Here is a 20183-nt window from a genome sequence, read left to right on the forward strand (position 1 = left end):
CTTCGTCAGGACACCTGCGGCGCCGCCACGCCGCGGCCGCCGCGGGCGCGGCGCAGCAGCTGCGCCACGCCGCCGCTGAGGTCGTCGAGGATCGCGTAGATGGTCGGCAGGAACAGCAGGCTGACCACCGTGGAGAACGCCAGGCCGCCGGCGATCGCACGCGCCATCGGGTAATAGGCCGGGCCGTCGCCGAACATCTGCGTGGTGGTCAAGGAGATCGGCACCATCGCCAGGATCGCCGTGCCCATGGTCATCATGATCGGCCGCAGCCGCTCGCGCGAGCCTTCCACCAGCGCTTCGGTGCGGCCCATTCCGCGCCGGCGCAGGTTGTTGATGTGCTCGATCATCACGATGCCGTTGTTCACCACCACGCCCATCAACACCAGGATGCCGATGAAGGCCATGATCCCGAAGTTGGTGCCGCTAAGCCAGAACAGCCAGAACACGCCGAAGATCGAGAACAGCACGCCGCTCATGATCGCCGCCGGGAACAGCAGCGATTCGAACACCGCCGCCATCACCACGTAGATCATCAGCAGCGCGATCAGCAGGTTGAACAGCATCTGCTGGCCGGCCTGGTCCTCGTTCTGGCCGTCGGCGCCGTCGAAACTGTAATGGTAGCCGGCCGGGAAGCTGACGTCCTTGAGCGTTGCCTCCATTGCCTGCTTGGCCTCGGCCGGCGTGATCTTGACACCGAGGTTGGCGGTGATGGTCAGTGTGGTCTGGCGGTTGGTGCGCCCGATCTGGGTCGCCGCCGGCCGCGTCTGCACGTCCACCAGGCTCAACAGCGGCACGCTGCGCCCGTCCTTGGTGCGCACGTTGAAGCTGTCCAGGTCTTCGGGCGTGGTCTGCTCGGCGCCGGCGAAGCGCACCCACACCGGCACTTCGGTGTCGCCGCGGCGGAACTCGCGCAACGAGGCGCCGCGCAGCGCCAGGCCGACGAAGCTGGCGACCTGCTCGGCATTGAAGCCGAACGCCGATGCACGCTCGCGATCCACCCGCACCGCCAGCTCGGTGCTGCGGTCGCCAGTGTCCACGCGCACGTCGCGCAATTCCTTGCGCCGCGCCAGCAGCGGCACCACGTCGTCGGCGATCGCGCGCAGGGTCTGGGTGGAATCGCCGACCAGTTGCACCTGCACGCTCTGCGCACCGCTGCCCTGCCCATTGCCGTTGCCGTTGCCGTTGCTGCCGACGCTGTAGTCGGCCAGCGCCGAGCGCGGCAGTTCCTTGCGGATCTGCTCGATCAGCGCCTGCAGGTCGCGCACCTGCTTCAGGTCCACGGTCAGCGTGGTGCTGCTGCCTTCCACTTCGCTGAACCAGGAATACACCTGGGTGACGTGGTAGGGCTGGCGGCGCGCGTCGATGAAGCGTTCCAGTCTGGCCACTTCCGCGGACAGCTGCTCGCGCGTGTACGAGCCCTTCCACTGGTAGCCGATGAAGATCTGCTCGCCGCCGTCGCCGCCGAACATGTCCTTCTTGGTCTGCAGCATCGGCACCACGCTGAGCGCGGCGATCAGCGCGATCGCCGCCACGCTCCAGCCGCGATGGGCCAGCGACCAGCGCAGCAGCCGCGCATAGCGGCGCTGCAGGCGCGGGATCAGGCCGCGCTCGGAGCGCACCAGCGCCGGCGTGCGCATGCGCGCGGACAGCATCGGGATCAGGCTCACCGCCACCAGCCACGAGGCCAGCCGCGACACCGAGATGGTGATGGCGATCTGCGCCATGAAGATGCTGATGTTGTTGGTCTCGCCGAACAGGTTCGGCACGAACACGATGCAGTGGCACAGGGTGCCGGCCGACAGCGCGATGGCCACGTTGCGGGTGCCGATGATCGACGCCAGCTGCGGCTGGTCCGGCATGCGTTCGCGTTCCTGGTAGATGCTTTCCACCACCACCACCGCGTTGTCCACCAGCATGCCCACCGCCAGCAGCAGGCCCATCATGGTCAGGATGTTGAGGGTCACCCCGGCGAAATACATGAAGCCCAGGGTGATGGTGAAGCAGATCGGGATCGCCAGGGTCACCATCAGCGTCGAGGGCCAGTGCCGCAGGAAGAAGAACAGCACCGTCACCGACAGCAGCAGGCCGACCCCGCCGGCTTCTGCCAGTTCGGTCAGCGACGAGGTCACCGCCTTGCCCTGGTTGTCGATGACCTTGACCTGCACCTCGTTGAGCGCCGGCTGGGTGCGGATCTGTTCGACCTCGGCCAGCACCGCGCGCGACACCTCCACCAAGTTGGCGCTGCGTTCCTTGTACACGTCCAGGCCCACCGCCGGGCGCCCGTCCAGGCGCCGGCCGTAGTTCATCCGGGTCGGTTTCAGCCGGATGTCGGCGATGTCGCCCAGGCGCAGGCCCTTGGGGTCGATGACCAGGTCGCGCAGTTCCTGCAGGTCGCGCAGCTCGCCGACCGGCTGCACCCGCAGGCGCTGGCCATGGTCGTCGATCTGCCCGGCCGACAGCGAGAAATTGAGCTTGCCCAGGCGCTCGCTGAGATCGTTGAGACTGAGGTTGTGCGCGCTGAGCCGGTCCGGGACGATCGCGATCTCGACCTCGTTCGGCGGCGCGCCGGACACCTTCACCTTGGCCACGCCGGGGATGCGTTCCAGGCGCCGCTTGAACTCGCGGTCGAGCATGTCGTAGGCGCCGGTCAGGTCGGCCGCGCCGGCCAGACGCACCTTCAGCACCGGCTCGTCGCTGCTGGACCACTTGAACACGTGGTAACGCTGCAGATCGGAAGGCAGGTCGGCGCGGATCGCGTCGATGCGCTCGCGCGCGTCGGAGGCGGCGATGGCAATGTCGCGATCCCAATCGGAGAACTCGATGAAGATGTTGGCGCCGTCGGCGGTCGCGGTCGAGCGCATGCGCTTAATCCCGGTCATCGTCGCCAGCGCTTCCTCGGTCGGCCGCACCAGGTTGCGCTCGACCTCGTCCGGGGTCGAGCCGCTGTACGGCAACTGCACGAACAGGAACGGCGCGGAGATGTCCGGCAACGCCTCCAGCGGCAGCCGGAACGCCGCGATCAAGCCGACCACCACCAGCGACACGAAGCACATGATGGTGGTGATCGGACGGCGGATGCTGAACTCGGCGACGCTCATACCGGTTCGCCCGCGCCGTCGCCTTCGGCGCGGCCAAGACCTTCAAGACGCCGCCGCGCGCGCTGCCCGCGCTCGGCGTAGTCGCCGTCGGCGCGTCGGTCCAGGCGGTCGTAGACCACCGGGATCACCACCAGCGTGAGCAGCGTGGACACCAGCAGGCCACCGATCACGGTGATCGCCATCGGCGCGCGCACTTCGGCGCCCTCGCCCACCGCCAGTGCCAGCGGCAGGAAGCCGAACAGCGTGCACAGCGTGGTCATGATGATCGGGCGCAAGCGCGAGCGTGCGCCCTCGATCAGCGCCTGGCGCTTGGCCACGCCGTCCTCGCGCAGCTGGTTGACCTTGTCGATCAGGATGATCGCGTTCTTGGTCACCAGCCCGACCAGCAGGATCAGGCCGATGAACACCACCACCGACACCGGCTTGCCGGTCAGCAGCAGCGCCAGCACCGCGCCGACCATCGCCAGCGGGATGGTGAACAGGATCACGAACGGGTGCAGCAGCGATTCGAACTGCGAGGCCATCACCAGGTACACCAGGAAGATCGCCAGGCCGAACGCGAACAGCAGCGACCTGGCCGACTGCGCCAGTTCCTCGCCCTGCCCGCCGATGTGCATGCCGACGCCGGCGCCGAGCGGTTCGCGCGCGACCAGCTCCTGCACCTCGCGCACCGCGCCGCCCAGGTCGATGTCGCGCAGGTTGGCCGACACGATCGCCACGCGGATCTGGTCGGCGCGGTGGATCTCGCTGGGTCCGGTGGTGGCGACCACGTCGGCGACGGCATCCAGCGTCACCGGCTTGCTGTTGCCGGGATTGACGATCAGCCGGCGGATGCTGTCGACGCTGGCGCGATCGCTCTGCTGCGCGCGCACCAACACGTCGATCTTGCGGTCGCGGAAGCTGTAGCGGGTAGCGACATCGCCGCGCACCTTCTTCACCACCACATCGGCGATCTGCCGCGTGGTCAGGCCCAGCGCACCGGCGCGCTCCTGGTCGAAGCGGATCTGGATTTCCGGAAAGCCCTCTTCCACGGTCGATTTCACATCGGCGTAGTGGCCATTGCCGCGCAACATCGCGGTCAGCTTCTGCCCGGCGTGCTGGATCGTCTCCAGGTCCTGCCCGCGCAGCTCGATTTCCAGCGGCGTGGAGAAACTGAACAGCTCCGGGCGGCTGAAACCGACCTGCACGCCCGGACGCTTGCGCATCGTCGCGCGCATGCGCTCGCTCTGCTGCGCCTCGAACTGCGCGCTGCCGCCGCCGGCCATGGCGATGGTCAGCTTGCCGATGTTCTCGCCGCTTTCGGTGGGGCTGGCATCGAGCCGGGTGCCGCTGCCGCTGACGCCATACAGCGCCTGCACGCCGGCGTCCTTGCCGTGGGTTTCCTGCAGTTCGCGCACCAGCGCATCGGTCTGCCGCAACGGCGTGCCGTCCGGAAGCTTCACCGTCATCTCGAAACGGTCCTGGGCCAACTGCGGAATCAGGTCGGCGCCGAGCATCGGCAGCACCGCCAGCGTCGCCGCGAACGCCAGCGCGGCCAGCCCAAGCACCTGCCACGGCCGCGCCAACGCGCCCGGCAGCAAGCGCAGATAGCCGCGTTCGGCGCGCGCATACGGCGCCATCGCCAGATCGCTGGCCTTGCGCATCACCGGCGCGACCAACGCCATGCCGCCGCGCCACAGCCGCACCAGCAGCCACGCCGCGCCGAAGAACGCGCCGCGCACCGCCGCGCCGGCACCGCGCCGGCACCGCGCCGGCCCCACGCCGGCCCCACGCCACCGGCTTCAGCCAGCCGCGCTGCGGCTGCCAGTGCGGCTGCTCCGGTTCGGGCGGGAACGCCAGCGGCGGGCGTCCCTTCAGCGAACTGAGCATCGGGATCAGGGTCATCGACACCACCAGCGAGATCGCGATGGCGATCGCCACGGTCAAGACCTGGTCGCGGAACAGCTGCCCGGCCACGCCTTCGACGAACACCAGCGGCAGAAACACCGCGATCGTGCTCAGGGTCGAGGCGACCACCGCCATGCTGACCTCGCGGGTGCCGGCAATGGCCGCATCGAGAATGCTCAGGCCGCGCTCGCGCGCCTTGGCGATGCTCTCCAGCACCACGATCGAATCGTCCACCACCAGCCCGGTGGCCAGCGCCAGGCCGCCCAGCGACATCACGTTCAAGCTCAGCCCGAGCTGGCCCATGAAGAAGAACGTGGCCACGATCGACACCGGCAGCGACAGGCCGATCACGAACGTGCTCCAGCCATCGCGCAAGAACAGGAAGATGATCAGGATCGCCAGCAGGCCGCCGATCACCGCGTCCTTCTTGACGTCGCCGATGGCGTGTTCGATGAAGCGCGACTGGTCTTCCAGCGTGGTCAGCTCCACGTCCGGCGGGATCTGCGCCTGCAGCTGTTCCAGGCGCTTGCGCAGCGCCGCCGCGGTGGACACGGTGTTGGCGTCGCCCTCCTTGTAGATCGCCAGCTCCACCGCTTCCTTGCCGCCCAGGCGGATGATCGCCTCGCGCTCCTTGTAGCCCTGCCGCACCTGCGCCACGTCCTTCAGCCGCACCGGCATGCCGTTGGCGATGGTGGTGGTGGCACTGGACGAGGCGCTCTGCGCCGCCGAGGCCGCGGCCAGCGCCGCTTCCGAACCGGTCGAGGCGGCGATCGCGTACATCTGCTGCATCGCCGAATCGGCGGCGCTGCTGCCCGCGCCCTGGGTAGTCAGCAGCAGATTGCGGATTTCGTCCAGGTCGGCGAACTGGTTGACGGTGCGCACCATGTAGCGCTGCGAACCCTGTTCCAGGCGCCCGCCGGAAATGTTGATGTTCTCTTCCTTGAGCCGGGTGATGACGTTGTCGATCGGCAGGCTCAGCTGCGCCAGCCGCTGCTGGTCGATATCGACCTGGATCTCGTCTTCCAGCCCGCCGCCGACCTTGACCGCGGCCACGCCGGCCACCGGCTCCAGCTTCTTCTTCAGGTCCTCGTCGGCATAGCGGCGCAGCTGGGTCAGCGCGCGCACCGCATCGGCGTCGCTGGCCGGCGTCGCCTTGCTCGCCAGCACCAGGCGCATGATCGGCTGGGTGGAGGGATTGAAGCGCAGCAGCACCGGCGCCTTGGCTTGCAGCGGCAGCTGCAGCGCCTCCATCTTGTCGCGCACCTCCAGGCTGGCCTGGTCCATGTTGGTGCCCCAGGCGAACTCCAGCACCACGTCGCTCTGCCCGGTGCGCGACACCGACTTGAGCTTGCGCAGGTTCTTGACCACGCCGACCGCTTCCTCGACCGGCTCGGTCACCAGCGTCTCGATCTCCGACGGCGCCGCCCCGGTGTACTCGGTGCGCACGGTCAGGGTCGGATAGCTCATGTCGGGCAGCAGGTTGACCTTGAGGCTGTTCAGCGCGATCACGCCGAACAGCAGCAACGTGACCGTGGCCATCGCGATGGTGACGCGGCGGCGCGTGGCAAATTCAACCAGCCCGCCGCCGCGCACGCCGGGCGGCGCGTGGTCGTGCGGATCGCTGCCGTGATCGGAACCGGCGCTGGTCATCAGTACGCTCCGACCGCGGCGGCGCCGCCGACCTCGGCGACCTCGCGTTGCGGCACGATTACCTGCACGCGGCTGCCGTCGCGCAAGGCGACCTTGCCGGCGGTGACCACCTGGTCGCCTGGCTGCAGGCCGTCGCGGATCTCCACCCACTGACCTTCGGCGTAGCCCAGCTTGACCGGTACCCGCGTCACCTTGCCGGCACTGACCCGGAACACCGCCGGCTCGCCGTCGTCGAGCAGCGCCAGGCGCGTCACCACCAGCGCATCGGCGCGCTGGTCGTAGTCGATGCGGATGCGCCCGAACATGCCAGGCTGCAAGGCTTCGGCGCCTTCCTCGAACGCACACACCACGCGGAACGTGCCGCTGCCCGAATCCACTACCGGCGCGATGCGATCGACCTTGCCCAGGCACTGCTTGCCCGGCAGCGCATCGGCCAGCAGCGTCACCGGCTGTCCGGCCTTGAGTGTGGCCAGCTCGCGCTCCGGCACGTTGAGCGTGGCCTCCAGGCGCGAGTCGTCGACGATGCGGAAGATCGGCGTATTGATCTGCACGAAGTTGCCGGTCTTGATCGAACGCGACGCGATCACCCCGGAAATCGGCGCGACCACCGTGGCGTAGGACAGTTCCAGCGATGCCAGCTGGTGCTGCGCGCGCACGTTGGCCAGGTCGTACTTGATCTGATCGACATCGGCGGCGCTGACCAGTTGCTGGCCGACCAGTTGCTGCGAGCGCCGGTAGTTGTTCTCCAGCTTGCTTAGCTGCGCCTCGCTCTGCGCCACCGCCAGCCGCGCACGGTCCGGGTCCAGCCGCACCAGCGGCTGCCCGGCGCGGACCTGCTGGCCTTCTTCGGCCAGCACCGCCAGCGCCACGCCGGAGGTCTTGGCCACCACCTGCGATTCGGCGCGCGCCTCCAGCGCCGCGGTGCCGCTGTAGCTGGCCGCCACCGCGCGCCGGCCGACCTTGGCCACCTCGACCGGCACCGCGTCGGGCGCCTTCTCGGCCTGCTTGGCCTTGGCCTGCGCGTCGCCGGCCGCCGGCTTGCAGCCGCCGAGCAGCAGTGTGGAGGTGATCAACAGCGCGGCGGCGCAGCTGGCGGTGCGTCGGCGCGTGGAATATCGCGTCATCGTCGTGTCCTTGGTGGATGGCGTGAATGGTGTTGTAGGTAAGTAGATCACCTGATGACGCCCAGGTGAATGAGCCAAAGGTCATGGCCCCCTGCGTGGCGCAGCGTGGAGGATTGCCAGGGCCTGTTTCGGAGCCGCGAAAGGCCAGGCTATACTCGGGTCGTTCCGTGTTCCCCCACGCCGGAACGCCCAGTCCCGTCCTCCGGACCACGAAACCATGCGCACGCAGCCGCTAGCCGCTTGTTTTGCTTTGGCCGTACTCGTTTCTCTCGGGGTCGCCCCGGCCGCGGCGCAGACCGCGCCGGCGCCCGCCGCTGCCGCTCCAGCCGCTCCCGCAGCCGTCGCCGGCAATGCCGACAACGGCAGGCTGCTGACCTATACCTGCCAGGGCTGTCACGGCGTGACCGGCTACAAGAACGCCTATCCGAGCTACCGGGTCCCCAAGATCGGCGGCCAGTCGGCGCAGTACCTGATCCAGGCACTGAGCGAATACCGGCTCGGCAAACGCAAGCATCCGACCATGCAGGCCCAGGCGGAGAGCTTCTCCGACCAGGACATCGCCGACATCGCCGCTTACCTGACCACCCTCAAGTAGCCCTCCCATGCCGAAAGCCGCGCACGCATTGCGTCACGCCATCGTCCTGCTTGCTGCCCTGTGCCTGGGGGCGTGTTCGCAATCGCAGGTGGAATCCACCAGCCAGTCCGCCGCCGACCCCGGCCACGCCAGCGGCGAGCACGGTTCCGGCTCGTCCGCCGGCCTGCCCGGCGGACGCGTCGCCGCCGGCGAAAAACTGGCCCACGCCAAGGGCAAGGCCACCGGTCAGAGCTGCATCGACTGCCACGGCGCCGACGGCAACGCGCCGATCGACCCGAGCTATCCCAAGCTCGGCGGCCAGTACGGCGACTACGTCGCGCATGCCTTGCAGGCCTACCGTGCCGGCGATCGCCAGCACCCGCTGATGACCCCGCAGGCGGCGCCGCTCAGCGATCAGGACGTCGCCGACCTGGCCGCGTACTTCGGCTCGCGCGCCACCCAACTGCGCGATCTGCACGGGCTGAAGTGACCGCGTGCGCCGGCGTCTTGCCGCTAGTGCGTGCGGCAGACGTGGCGTAGCCGGCGCAAGGTGCCGGGCAGTGCACGCACCGCGTCGGCCGCACATCCTGTAGGAGCGGCTTCAGCCGCGACAGACTCTATCGGTAACGCCTGTCGCGGCTGAAGCCGCTCCTACAAGATCCAGGCGTCTGCATGTTGGCGGATCGCTGTGAACTCCACCGTGCAGATGCGCGCGCTGCCGCTACCTACTTCACGCTGCCGTTGTCGTCCTGCAGGCCCGGCTTGAACGGTACCGCCGGCGGCGGCCGCGCGCCGGCGGGCTGGTCGTTGAGGTTCGGATCGGTGATGCCGCAGCCACCGCCCAGCTGCAGGATCGAGATTACGCAGGAAATGCTGCTGCTGGTGCCGGGAATCGGGATGTTGACGCTCTTGATGCCGCGCCGCACCCACTCTTCCAGTAGCGTCGCGTTCGGCAACCAGTACTTGTCGAACGAGGTCGGCGTGTAGTCGTAGGGCGGACGCTTGAGCCACTGCCCGGCATTGGCGATCCGGTCGCGCGACCAGCTGTCGGTTTTGCTTCCCGGCGCGCCGCGCGGCGGCGCCTTGCCCTGCCCGTCGCCGCCGGGCACGCGCACGCTGCCATCGGCGTTGAACATGCCATTGCGCTGGCTGGCGCCGGCTCCGGCATCGCCGGCGCGGTTGCGCGCCGATGCGCCCCAGTCGTCGCCGCGCTGCGGCGTCGCCCAGCCGCCGTCATGCGCGACCGCCGCCGGACCGCTGCCCGGTGCGGATGCCTGGCTACCGGGCGGCGCGGCGCCGTTGCCGGTCGGCGTTCGCGTCTCGGCCTTGCCCTGCGCCGTGGTGCTGGCCTGGGCCGGCGTCTGCGCCGAGGCCGCGCTGGCCGTCGCCTCGGGCTGCACAGCCGCTGCTGTCGGCGTCGGCGTCGGCGTCGGCGTTGCCACTGTGGCGGGCGTCGGCACTTCGATCTGTCGCACCTGCGGCGCCTCCGGCGTACGCAGCGTCGGTGCGGGGTCGCGCGCGCGGATCTGCGGCATCGGCACCTGCACCTGCGGCAACGGCGCGGGCACTTCGCGCTCGCGCACCTGCAGTTGCGGCGCCGGCGCGCGCGGCACCGGCAGTTCGCGCGGACGGAGCGGCGCCACCGTCGGAATCTCGGTGACCACGTCGACGTCGCGCTCCGGCACCTGCACGCTCGGCGGCGCGATCTCGCGCAGGGTCAGGGTCGGTTCGCGCACGCTGGGCGGCGGCAGCACGAAATCGCTGCGCGGCTGCGCGGTCTCGGTGACCTGCAGCGATTGCTCCTGCGGCGGCGGTGGGCTGGTCACGGCCTGCGCGGTGCTTGCAGCCGCTGCGGCGGAGGCGGCAGGCGCCGCCGTGGCGGTCTTAGGCTGCGTGGCGGCAGTCGTCGCTGTGGCCCGCGGCGCACTTGCCGCTGCCGCCTGCTGCGCGGCGGGCGCGGCATCTTGCGCCGCCGCGCCGCCACCGGTGTCGGCCGGAGTGCCGCGACCGACGAATTCCACCTGCACGCGCCCGGCCTCGCCTGCGTCCGGACGCGGCGGCAACCAGCGCACGAAGGCGACCCACGGCAGAAACAGCGCGAACAACAGATGCAAGGCCAGGCTGACCAGCGCCGCGATCCGCCGCCACCAGCGCTGGTCGTACGGTGCCGGATCCCAGTCCTGCCACCACAGCCGGCGGAACGCCTGCCACGGGCTCAGTGCGGGCAGCCGCGACGTCGCTGCCGGCAGCGGCTGCGGCAGCGCCGCGAGCAACTCGGAGCAGACGAACGGGCGCGGCACGGCCGGCTGCGAGGAGATCCAGTGCGCCCAGCCGTACGGCAGGCCGCTGCGGCGATCGCGCAGCAGCTTGCGCGGCGAGCGCGCCAACAACGCGTCGAGGATGTCGGCGGCGCGCGTCACTGGCGTGGCGACGGAATCAGGCCGCGGAGTCGCGCGGGATATACGGGGCGCTGCCGCTGTCGTGGTCGGTGGCGTCGCGCACGGCGGTGATGCCTGGCACGCGCCCCATCAACGTCTTCTCGATGCCCTGCTTCAGGGTCACGTCGGCCATGCCGCAGCCGTGGCAGCCGCCGCCGAAGCGCAGCAGCACCACGCCCTCGGCCGACACTTCCTGCACCGCCACGCGGCCGCCATGCTGGGCCAGCTGCGGGTTGACCTCGTTCTCGACCACCCAGCGCACGCGCTCGACCAGGGAGGCGGCCTCGCCCGGGGCCTCGCCCTTGATCTTCGGCGCCTTGATCGTCAACTGCTGGCCGGTACCCTGGGTAACGTAGTCGATCTCGGCGCCGTCCAGCCAGCCGACGCTGTCGGCGGCCACATACAAGGTGAAGCCGGCGCAGTCGATCGCCCATTCGTCGCCGGCCAGGTCCGCCGGTTCAGCGAACTCCAGCCGCGCGTCGGCGCGTGCGGTGCCGGGATCGACCGCGCTCAGGCGCACGCCCATGCCGGGCACGGCCTCGCGTTCGAGCAGTTTGCGGAAATGGGTCTGCGCATTGTCGGAGATCTGGATCATGCGGTTATTCTAGCGCTTCCACGCGACCGGCTCATCGCGAACCTTCCCCATCGGCGGCACGTTCAGCCGCCACGCCGCGGAGACCACGACATGAACGACCTGATCCCGCTCGCACAGGCCCATTGCGCGCCCTGCAAGGGCAGCGAATACAAGCTCACCCAGGCGCGCCTGGCCGAACTGCTGCCGCAGGTGCCCGGCTGGGAACTGGTCGAGAACGGCATGGCGATCAGCCGCACGTTCCGCTTCCCCGACTACTACCGCAGCCTGGCGTTCGTGAATGCGCTGGCCTGGATCGCGCACCGCGAAGACCATCACCCCGACCTGGGCGTGCACTACGACCGCGTGGTGGTGCGCTATTCCACCCACGATGTCGGCGGCCTCAGCGAAAACGACTTCATCTGCGCCGCCAAAGCCTCTGCCCTACCGGAATGACCCTCATGCCAGCCGCATCCCGCCGTTCCATGCTCGCCGCCACCTGCCTGCCGCTCGCCGCGATGCTGCTGCTCGGCGGCTGCGGCAAGTCCGAACAAGCGCAGACCCAGCGCGTGGCCGCCGCGCCGACCGAAGTCGCCGCGGTGCAGACCCCGCCGCCGGACTACCCGATCGAACTGGCCTGCGCCGGACTCGGTGGCAAGGCGGTGCTGAGCGTGGTGGTCGGCGTGCAGGGCAAGCCCACCGACGTGCAACTGGTCAGCAGCAGCGGCCAGCCCAAGCTCGACGCGTCGGCGCAGCAGCGCGTACGCGAGTGGATCTTCAACCCCGCCACGCGCGAGGGCAAGGCGGTGCCGCGCATGATCCAGGTGCCGGTGAACTTCAACCCGCCGCAGCCGCGGCCGGACCGCTGCTTCGCACTCGACGCGCAAGCGCACCACGCCAACTGAGCGCGGCCCCCGGGCCGCTTCCGCGCGCGGCGCCGACCGCGGCGCGGCGTCGCCTTCACACTGCACCAGCCTCGCGCCCGCTTTCATCGCCCTCTGGACACAGGAGCCGCCTGGCGCATGCTGGATATTCCCTCGCACAACGTGTGGGTCGCCCTGGCGGTGACCCTGGCCGCCGGTCTGGCCACCGGCCTGGGCAGTGTGCTGGTGCTTTTCACCAAGGGGCCGAACCCGCGCCTGCTCGCCTTCGGCCTGGCCTTCGCCGGCGGTGCGATGGTGTACGTGTCGCTGACCGAGATCCTCGGCAAGTCGGTCGCCGCCTTCAGCCACGCGTTCGATCCACGCCTGGGCTACGCCTATGCCACGCTGGCGTTCCTGGCCGGCATGGCGCTGATCGTGGTGATCGACCGGCTGGTGCCCAATCCGCACGAAAGCCTCAACACCCAGGACCCGCTGTTCCGTGCCGACAACCACGCCTACGTCAAGCGCGTCGGCCTGCTGACCGCGGTGGCAATCACCGCGCACAATTTCCCGGAAGGCCTGGCGACCTTCTTCGCCACCCTGGAAAGCCCCACCGTGGGCATGCCGCTGGCGTTCGCGATCGCCGTGCACAACATTCCCGAAGGCATCGCCATCGCGGTACCGGTGCACTACGCCACCGGACGCAAGTCCTACGCCTTCGCCGCCAGCCTGCTGTCGGGGCTGGCCGAGCCGATCGGCGCGATCATCGGCTACGTGGCGCTGTCGCGGTTCCTGTCCGAAGCGATCTTCGGCTCGGTCTTCGGCGTCATCGCCGGGGTGATGGTGTTCCTGGCGCTGGACGAATTGCTGCCGGCGGCCAAACGCTACGCCAAGGGCCACGAAACCGTGTACGGACTGGTCGCCGGCATGGCCACGCTGGCGCTGAGCCTGGTGCTGTTTCGCCTGTCCACCACGCCCTGAGCCGGCAAAGGCGGCCTGTCTGAACGGACGCTGGCGCGACCGGCGTTGCGGCGCGTCGCAGAAAGCTTGCAGACATGCAACACAGAGCATCCTGGGCGCAACTTCACGAACGCCAGTCGCAAAGGTGCCGCATGGATATCCGCTCCCTGCCATCCACGAAGTTGGCGCTGGTCACCGCCGCGAGCATGCTGGCGCTGAGCGCGTGCCAGCAGCAGCCGTCGCCAACAGCAGCCCCGGCCGCCGCGACCGCCGCCGCGCCCGCGCCCGCCCCCTACCTGCCGCCCAGCGCCGAGCAGCTGTACAAGCTGGTCGCGCCGATCGCGTTGTTCCCCGACAAGCTGCTTGCGCAGACCCTGGCTGCCTCGGTGTATCCGGACCAGGTCGGCGACGCTCAGGGCTGGCTGCGCAGCAATAGCGGCCTGGCCGCGACCGATCGCCTGAAGGCGGCCGCGGCGCAGCCATGGGATCCCAGCGTCAAGGCGCTGACCGCGTTTCCCGAGGTGATCGACCAGTTGGCCAGCAACGGCGACTGGACCCGCGCGCTCGGCGATGCCTATGCGCACGACCCCAACGAAGTCCTCGACGCGATCCAGGTCATGCGCGGGCGCGCGCAGGCGCAGGGCCACCTGCGCAGCACGCCGCAGCAACGGGTGCAGATGGTGCAACGCACGGTGGTGGAACCGGCCTACGCAGACGAGCGGATCCCGCCGCCGCGCCAGACCATCGTCATCGAACCGGCGCAGCCGGATGTGGTCTATGTGCCGCGCTACGATCCGGACGTGGTCTACGGCGCACCGGTCGACGTCTACCGCGAATACCGCTACCACCCGCGCTACTACAGCGAAGGCGATCTGGTCACTGCCGGCATCATCTCCTTCGGCGTCGGCGTGCTGGTCGGCGACGCGCTGGAGCACCGCCACCACGGCCCGCTGGGCTGGCTGCAACCGGAACCGGCCTGGCACCCCTGGGGCTGGAACAGCTGGGGCATGAACTGGAACGCCCCGCCCTCGGCGCCGCATTACGTGGTCTACCAGAACCGCGTCTATGCGCCGCGCACAACCATCATCAACAACAACATCACCAATAACATCAGCAATAACATCAGCAACAACCGGATCGACGCGCGCCGCTTCGTGCACAACGACAACCGCAGCTTCCCGCAGCAGGCGGCGCTGGCGGCGATGCCTGCGGTCGCCGCGGCCGCCGCGCTGGCGCCGCATCTGGCGCAGAACTCGCGCGGCCCCGCGGCGCAGTTCGCGCCTGCGGCGGCGCCACGCCACGCGCTCGACTATGCGCAGCTGTCCACGCCGCATTTCAATGAGCGGATGCTGCAACCGGGCCGTCCGGTCGTCGCGAACGCCGCGCAGCGCGCGCCGCTGCCGGGGCTGGGCGGCCAGAACGCAAGGGATGCTGCCCACGATGCGCGTGCACAGCCGGCATTCGCGCAATCGCGGCACGCGCCGATGCCGATGTCCGCCAGCGATCCCCGCCACGCCATGGCGATGGCCAACGCCGCCGCAGTGCAACGCCGCACCATGCCGCAGGCGCCGCACGCCAACGCGCCGATGCCGATGGGCAACATGCAGATGGCGCATGCAGCGCCGCCGCATGCGCTGTCCATGCCTGCACCGCACCGTGAGGATGCGCGCGCGCAGCAGGCCCGATTCGCCCAGTCCGAACCGCCACGGCAGGCGCCGCACCAGTTCGCCGCCTTCACTGCCCAGCAGCAGGCCCCAGCGCACCGGGAGGCGCCGATGCGGCAGTTCCCTGAGCGCGTTCAGGCCATGCCGCGACAGGAACAGCAGCGTCCGCCGATGCAGGAGCAGCACATGGCCCGGATCGCGCCGCCGCGGCAGCAGCCGATGCGAGCGGCCGAGCCGCGCCCAGCGCCGCGCCCGGCGCAAGCGCACTCCGAGCCGCACCGCGAGCACGACAAGCACAACGGTTAGACGGCACGGGCCGGGCGGCGTGCGACAGCGACGCCCGGCCGCGCGTGGTTCAGCCGCCCAGGCGGCTCAGCGCCTCGGCCAGCTCGTCGGCCAGCGGCGCATTCAGCAGATACGGGGTCTTGCCGCCATCGAGGGTGAATTCCAGCGACGCGGCATGCAGGAACAGGCGCTTGAGCCCGATCTGCTCGCGCAGGCGCTTGTTCACTGCCGCATCGCCGTACTTGTCGTCGCCGGCGACCGCATGCCCCAGGTGCTGGGCATGCACGCGGATCTGGTGGGTACGGCCGGTCTCGATCCGCACCTCGCAATAAGAATGCCCGCCGCGCCGCTCCAGCACCCGGAAATGGCTCAGCGATTCCTTGCCACCCGCGTTCACCTGCACATGGCGTTCGCCGCCCTGGCGCAGGCCGATGTGTAGCGGCGCGTCCACGCTCATCACCCCGTCTGGCATGCGCCCGACCAGCAGGGTCAGGTAGCGCTTGCTGATGCCGCGGCCCTCGACCCGGTCGTCCTCACGCATCAGCGCCTGCATCTCGGTCAGCGCCGAGCGCTTCTTGGCCACGATCAGCAGACCGGAAGTGTCGCGATCGAGCCGGTGCACCAGCTCCAGCGACTGGTTCGGGCGCAACGCACGCAGGGTCTCGATCGCGCCAAAGCTGATCCCGCTGCCGCCATGGCTGGCGACCCCGGACGGCTTGTTCAGCGCCAGCAAGCGCGCGTCCTCGTAGACGATCGCCGCCTCCAGCCGGGCCATGAACGCGTCCGGCGGCGCGGTCTTCTCGCCCTCCTCGTGCAGCTTCACCGGCGGGATGCGCACTTCGTCGCCCGCCTCCAGCTTGCGCTCGGCCTTGGTGCGGCCGCCGTTGACCCGGACCTGGCCGCTGCGCATCAGCTTGTAGATCAGGCTGCGCGGCGCGCCCTTGAGCTGGCCGAGCAGGAAATTATCCACGCGCTGTCCGGCCCTGTCTTCCGGGACCTTGAGAATGCGCACCGCGCTGGTCGCGACGTCGCGCGGCTTGGGAGGGATCGGGGGGGAAGTCATCAGGCAGTTTATTCTGTTACACTCGGGCGGCGAGATAAGGGTTTGATTTCGTTGGAAGTTAGCGCAGGGCCAGAAGCCCGGCTTGCGACGATTCCGGCACAGTGCGCGACCACCGCCCCCGGGGCGGCCATGTTAGCGGCTCACCGGCCTACCCGGCCATCGCCGGACGCCACAAGCGTCCGCGCTGAACATGCCCCGTGCGGCGCCCAGCCTGGCTGGAGTCGCCGCCGGTCCTGAACCACCTAAAAGAAAGAAGCGCTCCCGCGGCTCGCCGTGGTGTCGTAGCGCTGGAAACCCAAGCTGCCCTCCCCGCGCCTGCGCGATGGGCGGCGAAGCGTGACCAGAAGCGAAACCCCATGGCGTTCCGCGCGGTAGCAGCGCGAGGAACGCAACAATGAAGCGAATGCTGATCAACGCCACGCAGGCAGAAGAACTGCGTGTGGCCATCGTGGACGGCCAGACCCTGTACGACATCGACATCGAGCAGCCGTCCAAGGAACAGAAGAAGTCCAACATCTACAAGGGCCGCATCACGCGGCTCGAACCCTCGCTCGAAGCCGCTTTCGTCGAATACGGCGGCGAGCGCCACGGCTTCCTGCCGCTGAAGGAAATCTCCCGCGACTACTTCCAGGCCGGCGTCGACCACAACAAGGCGACGATCCGCGAACTGCTGCGCGAGGGCCAGGAAGTGGTGGTCCAGGTGGACAAGGAAGAACGCGGCAACAAGGGCGCCGCGCTGACCACGTTCATCTCGCTGGCCGGCCGCTACATGGTGCTGATGCCGAACTCGCCCAGCGCCGGCGGCGTCTCGCGCCGGATCGAGGGCGAGGACCGCGCCGCGCTGAAGGAAGCGCTGGACAAGCTGAACATCCCCGACGACATGGGCGTGATCATCCGCACTGCCGGCGTCGGCCGCGATGCCGAAGAGCTGCAGTGGGACCTGGACTACCTGCTGCAGGTGTGGAAGTCGATCGCCGAAGCCGCGCTGGCCAAGCCGGCGCCGTTCCTGATCTACCAGGAATCGCGGCTGATCATCCGCGCCCTGCGCGACTACTTGCGCGCCGACATCGGCGAGATCCTGGTCGACACCCCCGAGATGTACGGCGATGCCCAGGAGTTCATGCAGCAGGTGATGCCGCAGAGCCTGCGCAAGCTCAAGCACTACACCGACGACATCCCGCTGTTCAACCGCTTCCAGATCGAATCGCAGATCGAGGCGGCCTACGAGCGCAGCGTGCGCCTGCCGTCCGGCGGCTCGATCGTGGTCGACCAGACCGAAGCGCTGACCGCGGTGGACGTCAACTCCTCGCGCGCGACCAAGGGCAGCGACATCGAGGACACCGCGTTCCAGACCAACCTGGAGGCCGCCGAAGAAGTGGCGCGCCAGCTGCGCCTGCGCGACCTCGGCGGCCTGGTGGTCATCGACTTCATCGACATGGCCTCCAACAAACACCAGCGTGAGGTGGAGAACCGCCTGCAGAACGCGCTCAAGTACGACCGCGCGCGGGTGCAGATCGGCCGCATCTCGCGCTTCGGCCTGCTCGAGATGAGCCGCCAGCGCCTGCGTCCGTCGCTGGGCGAGTCCAGCCAGATCGTCTGCCCGCGCTGCGACGGCCACGGCCGCATGCGCAGCGTCGAATCGATGTCGCTGTCGATCATCCGCGTCGCCGAAGAGCATGCGATGAAGGAGAACACCGGACAGGTGCTGGTGCAGGCCCCGGTGGAGATCGCCAACTACCTGCTCAACGAGAAGCGCCGCGCGCTCAGCGAGATCGAGAAGCGCCACGACGCGCCGATCGTCATCGTCGCCGACGAGCAGCTGCACACGCCGCACTACGAAGTGACCCGCCTGCGCGAGAACGAGCTCGGCGAGGAAAGCGCCAAGCCCAGCTACCAGCGCAACACCCCGCGCAAGCTGCCGGTGCATGCGCTGACCAAGGCGCAGTTGAACATCCCGGCACCCGCCGTGACCAATGTGAAGCACTCGCAGCCGGCCCCGGTGCGCGAAGTGGTCGAGGCGCCCGAACCGGTCGCCGCGCCCGTGCAGGTCCAGGCGCCGGCCCCCGCCCCGGTCGCGGCCCCGGCCACCGGCGTGGTCGGCTGGCTGAAGCGGATCTTCGGTGCCGGCGAAAGCCCGGCCCCGGCGCCGGCCGCAAACGAACCGGCGCAGCGCCAGCGCGCCCACGACGGCAACCGCAACCGCAACGACCGCAGCGACCGCAACGCGCGGCGCGACGGCAACCGCAACGGCGGCCAGGGCGGCAATGCCGCACGCGGCAATGGCGGCAACGTGCGCCGCGACGAGCGTCGTCCGGGCAACGGCGGCGGCAACCCGCAGGGAGGCCAGCAGAACCTTGCAGCCAAGTCGCCGCGCAACGAACAGGCGCCGCAGCAAGCCAAGCCGCAGCAGAACCCGCCGCAGCAGCCGAAGGCGCCGAAGCAGCAGCAGCCGCAGAACCCGCCGCGCCAACCCAGGCCGCAGCAGGACCCGGCACAGGCCGCCCTGCAGAGCGACAAGCCGCAGCGCCAGCCGCGTCAGGACGAGAGTGCGGTCAAGCCGGTCACCGCACCTGCCGCTGTGCAGGACGTCACCACGATCGCGGCCGCTGCCGTGGCCGGTGGTGCAGCCGCGCTGAGCAGCGATGCACCGGCCAGCGAGGCCACCAGCGCCGCGCCGGCAGCGGCAGCGGCAGCAGCGCAGCCGAACCTGGCGCAGGCGAGCGTCGATGAGCGCGAGAGCGCAGCGGAAACCGCGCAGGCCGTCCCCGCTGGCGAGAACGGCGATGGCGACGACGCCAATGGCGAGGCCGGTGGCCGCCGCCGTCGCGGTCGTCGTGGCGGCCGTCGCCGTCGTCGCGGCAATGGCGAAGCCGGCAGCGGCAGCGAGGGTGCAGCGTTCGACGACAACGACCTGGATGCAGGCGATAGCGAAGGCGACGGCGAAACCGCACCAGCGCCGAGCCGCAGCCAGCCGGAGTTCGATTTCGACGACGATGCGGCCCCCGCCGAAGCCACCGAAACCAAGCCGCAGCAAGCGCCGCGTGTCCCGCGAGAGAAGCGCGAGCCGCGGCCGCCACGTACGCCGCGTCATGAGCAGCCTGATGCCGCGCAGACGCCTGTCGCTGCTGCGCCGTCAGTCACCGACACGGGAACCGACCCTGCCGCAACCCAGGCTGCGCCGGTTGCTGCAGCCGCTGTGGCTGCGATCGCAACGGCTCCTGCCGTTGCCGAGCCGGCACCGGCATCGGCACACGTCGCGGCAGCGCCTGCGCAAGCAGCGACGCCGGTAGTGGCAGCGCCCTTGCCGCCGGCCAGCGATGTACATGCCGCACAGGTCGAGGCAGCGCCTGCAGCGGAACCTGCCCAGTCGTTCGTCGTCGAGTCGGCACCGTCCGAGCCAACGCCGGCGACAATCGAGGCCGCGACGCAACCGGCCGCGACGCCGATCGTCGAACGGCCTGCGCCGATCGCCGCAACGCCGCCAGCGGCGGCAGCGGAAACGGCAGTGGCACCGGCCGCAGCAGCCGAAGAACCTGCAACGCCGTCGCCGCTGGTTGCCCAGCCGCGGCAAGCAGCCGCTGCGGCAACGCAACCGATCGCAGAGGAAGCAGCGCCGGCCTACGTGCCGGTGCAGACCACGCTGCTGGACGCATTGCACGAGGCGCCGGCCGCCGCGGCCGAACCGACGCCGCACGCACCGGTCGCCGCTGCCGCCACTGTGTCGAACGACGACAGCGAGCGCAGCCAAGCCAGCGCTGCCGAACCGGCACCTGCCGCTGCCGCGGCCAGCACCGGCCTGTTCGATGCGCCGCCTGCAGCTCCGGCGGATGCGCCGGTCGCTGTCGCCCAGCACCAGCCGCACGCCAAGTCCGGCGAAGGCGAGAGCGACGACGACAAGGAGCACAAGGAACGCGCCAGCTGATCCGGCGCCGTTCTTCGCAACAGAAAAAAAGCGGCCTTCGGGCCGCTTTTTTGTCTGGGCGTGGATCCATCTCTATTTGCGCAC

General features: G+C 69.7%; 12 protein-coding genes and 1 pseudogene. 7 read left to right on the forward strand and 6 right to left on the reverse strand.

The genetic code is table 11. From position 1 onward, the window contains the following. Positions 1-5 precede the first annotated feature (5 nt). The 3 genes and pseudogenes from ISN38_RS00940 to ISN38_RS00950 all read right to left on the reverse strand — a co-directional run bounded on the left by ISN38_RS00940 (position 6) and on the right by ISN38_RS00950 (position 7759). The gene (locus ISN38_RS00940; RefSeq protein WP_206712015.1) at positions 6-3098 is read right to left on the reverse strand and encodes an efflux RND transporter permease subunit; all 3093 of its coding nucleotides are present in this window, start codon (positions 3096-3098) and stop codon (positions 6-8) included. After that, positions 3095-6635, reverse strand: a pseudogene (locus tag ISN38_RS00945) (efflux RND transporter permease subunit). Before ISN38_RS00945 ends, ISN38_RS00940 begins: the two are co-directional and overlap by 4 nt. After that, positions 6635-7759, reverse strand: a complete 1125-nt coding sequence (locus ISN38_RS00950) for an efflux RND transporter periplasmic adaptor subunit (protein WP_003468689.1) — start codon at positions 7757-7759, stop codon at positions 6635-6637. Before ISN38_RS00950 ends, ISN38_RS00945 begins: the two are co-directional and overlap by 1 nt. A gap of 217 nt (positions 7760-7976) precedes the next feature. Between ISN38_RS00950 and ISN38_RS00955 the strand changes: the two genes are divergently transcribed. Then, positions 7977-8354 (forward strand): c-type cytochrome, encoded by a 378-nt coding sequence (locus tag ISN38_RS00955; protein ID WP_038237712.1) that lies wholly within the window; start codon positions 7977-7979, stop codon positions 8352-8354. Between the two features lie 7 nt (positions 8355-8361). After that, a complete protein-coding gene (locus tag ISN38_RS00960) occupies positions 8362-8823 on the forward strand; it encodes a c-type cytochrome (protein WP_003468695.1) in 462 nt (153 codons plus the stop codon). Between the two features lie 235 nt (positions 8824-9058). On the opposite strand, the gene ISN38_RS00965 is transcribed toward ISN38_RS00960, so the two are convergent. Continuing rightward, a complete protein-coding gene (locus tag ISN38_RS00965; RefSeq protein WP_058358632.1) occupies positions 9059-10753 on the reverse strand; it encodes a hypothetical protein in 1695 nt (564 codons plus the stop codon). Positions 10754-10769: 16 nt separating this feature from the next. After that, positions 10770-11366, reverse strand: coding sequence for an NfuA family Fe-S biogenesis protein (locus tag ISN38_RS00970; RefSeq protein ID WP_003468698.1), 597 nt, complete (start codon positions 11364-11366; stop codon positions 10770-10772). 90 nt (positions 11367-11456) lie between these two features. Here ISN38_RS00970 and ISN38_RS00975 point away from each other — a divergent pair, with 90 nt between their 5' ends. From ISN38_RS00975 to ISN38_RS00990, 4 genes are all read left to right on the forward strand, one after another. After that, a complete protein-coding gene (locus ISN38_RS00975; protein ID WP_003468699.1) occupies positions 11457-11798 on the forward strand; it encodes a 4a-hydroxytetrahydrobiopterin dehydratase in 342 nt (113 codons plus the stop codon). A gap of 5 nt (positions 11799-11803) precedes the next feature. Continuing rightward, the gene (locus tag ISN38_RS00980; protein ID WP_003468700.1) at positions 11804-12247 is read left to right on the forward strand and encodes an energy transducer TonB; all 444 of its coding nucleotides are present in this window, start codon (positions 11804-11806) and stop codon (positions 12245-12247) included. 117 nt (positions 12248-12364) lie between these two features. Beyond that, positions 12365-13186 carry a zinc transporter ZupT gene (zupT, locus tag ISN38_RS00985; RefSeq protein WP_003468701.1) on the forward strand — a complete coding sequence of 274 codons (822 nt, stop codon included), beginning with the start codon at positions 12365-12367 and terminating at the stop codon, positions 13184-13186. A gap of 131 nt (positions 13187-13317) precedes the next feature. Then, a complete protein-coding gene (locus ISN38_RS00990) occupies positions 13318-15135 on the forward strand; it encodes a DUF3300 domain-containing protein (protein ID WP_058195552.1) in 1818 nt (605 codons plus the stop codon). Positions 15136-15184: 49 nt separating this feature from the next. Here ISN38_RS00990 and ISN38_RS00995 read toward each other — a convergent pair whose 3' ends face one another. Further along, complete coding sequence (locus ISN38_RS00995; protein WP_003474753.1) at positions 15185-16177, reverse strand: RluA family pseudouridine synthase; 993 nt, start codon at positions 16175-16177, stop codon at positions 15185-15187. A gap of 394 nt (positions 16178-16571) precedes the next feature. Between ISN38_RS00995 and ISN38_RS01000 the strand changes: the two genes are divergently transcribed. Continuing rightward, positions 16572-20099, forward strand: coding sequence for an Rne/Rng family ribonuclease (locus ISN38_RS01000; protein WP_206712016.1), 3528 nt, complete (start codon positions 16572-16574; stop codon positions 20097-20099). Positions 20100-20183: the final 84 nt, after the last annotated feature.

The sequence above is a fragment of the Xanthomonas translucens pv. undulosa genome (assembly GCF_017301775.1).
In the GTDB taxonomy this organism is placed as follows: Bacteria; Pseudomonadota; Gammaproteobacteria; order Xanthomonadales; family Xanthomonadaceae; genus Xanthomonas_A; species Xanthomonas_A translucens.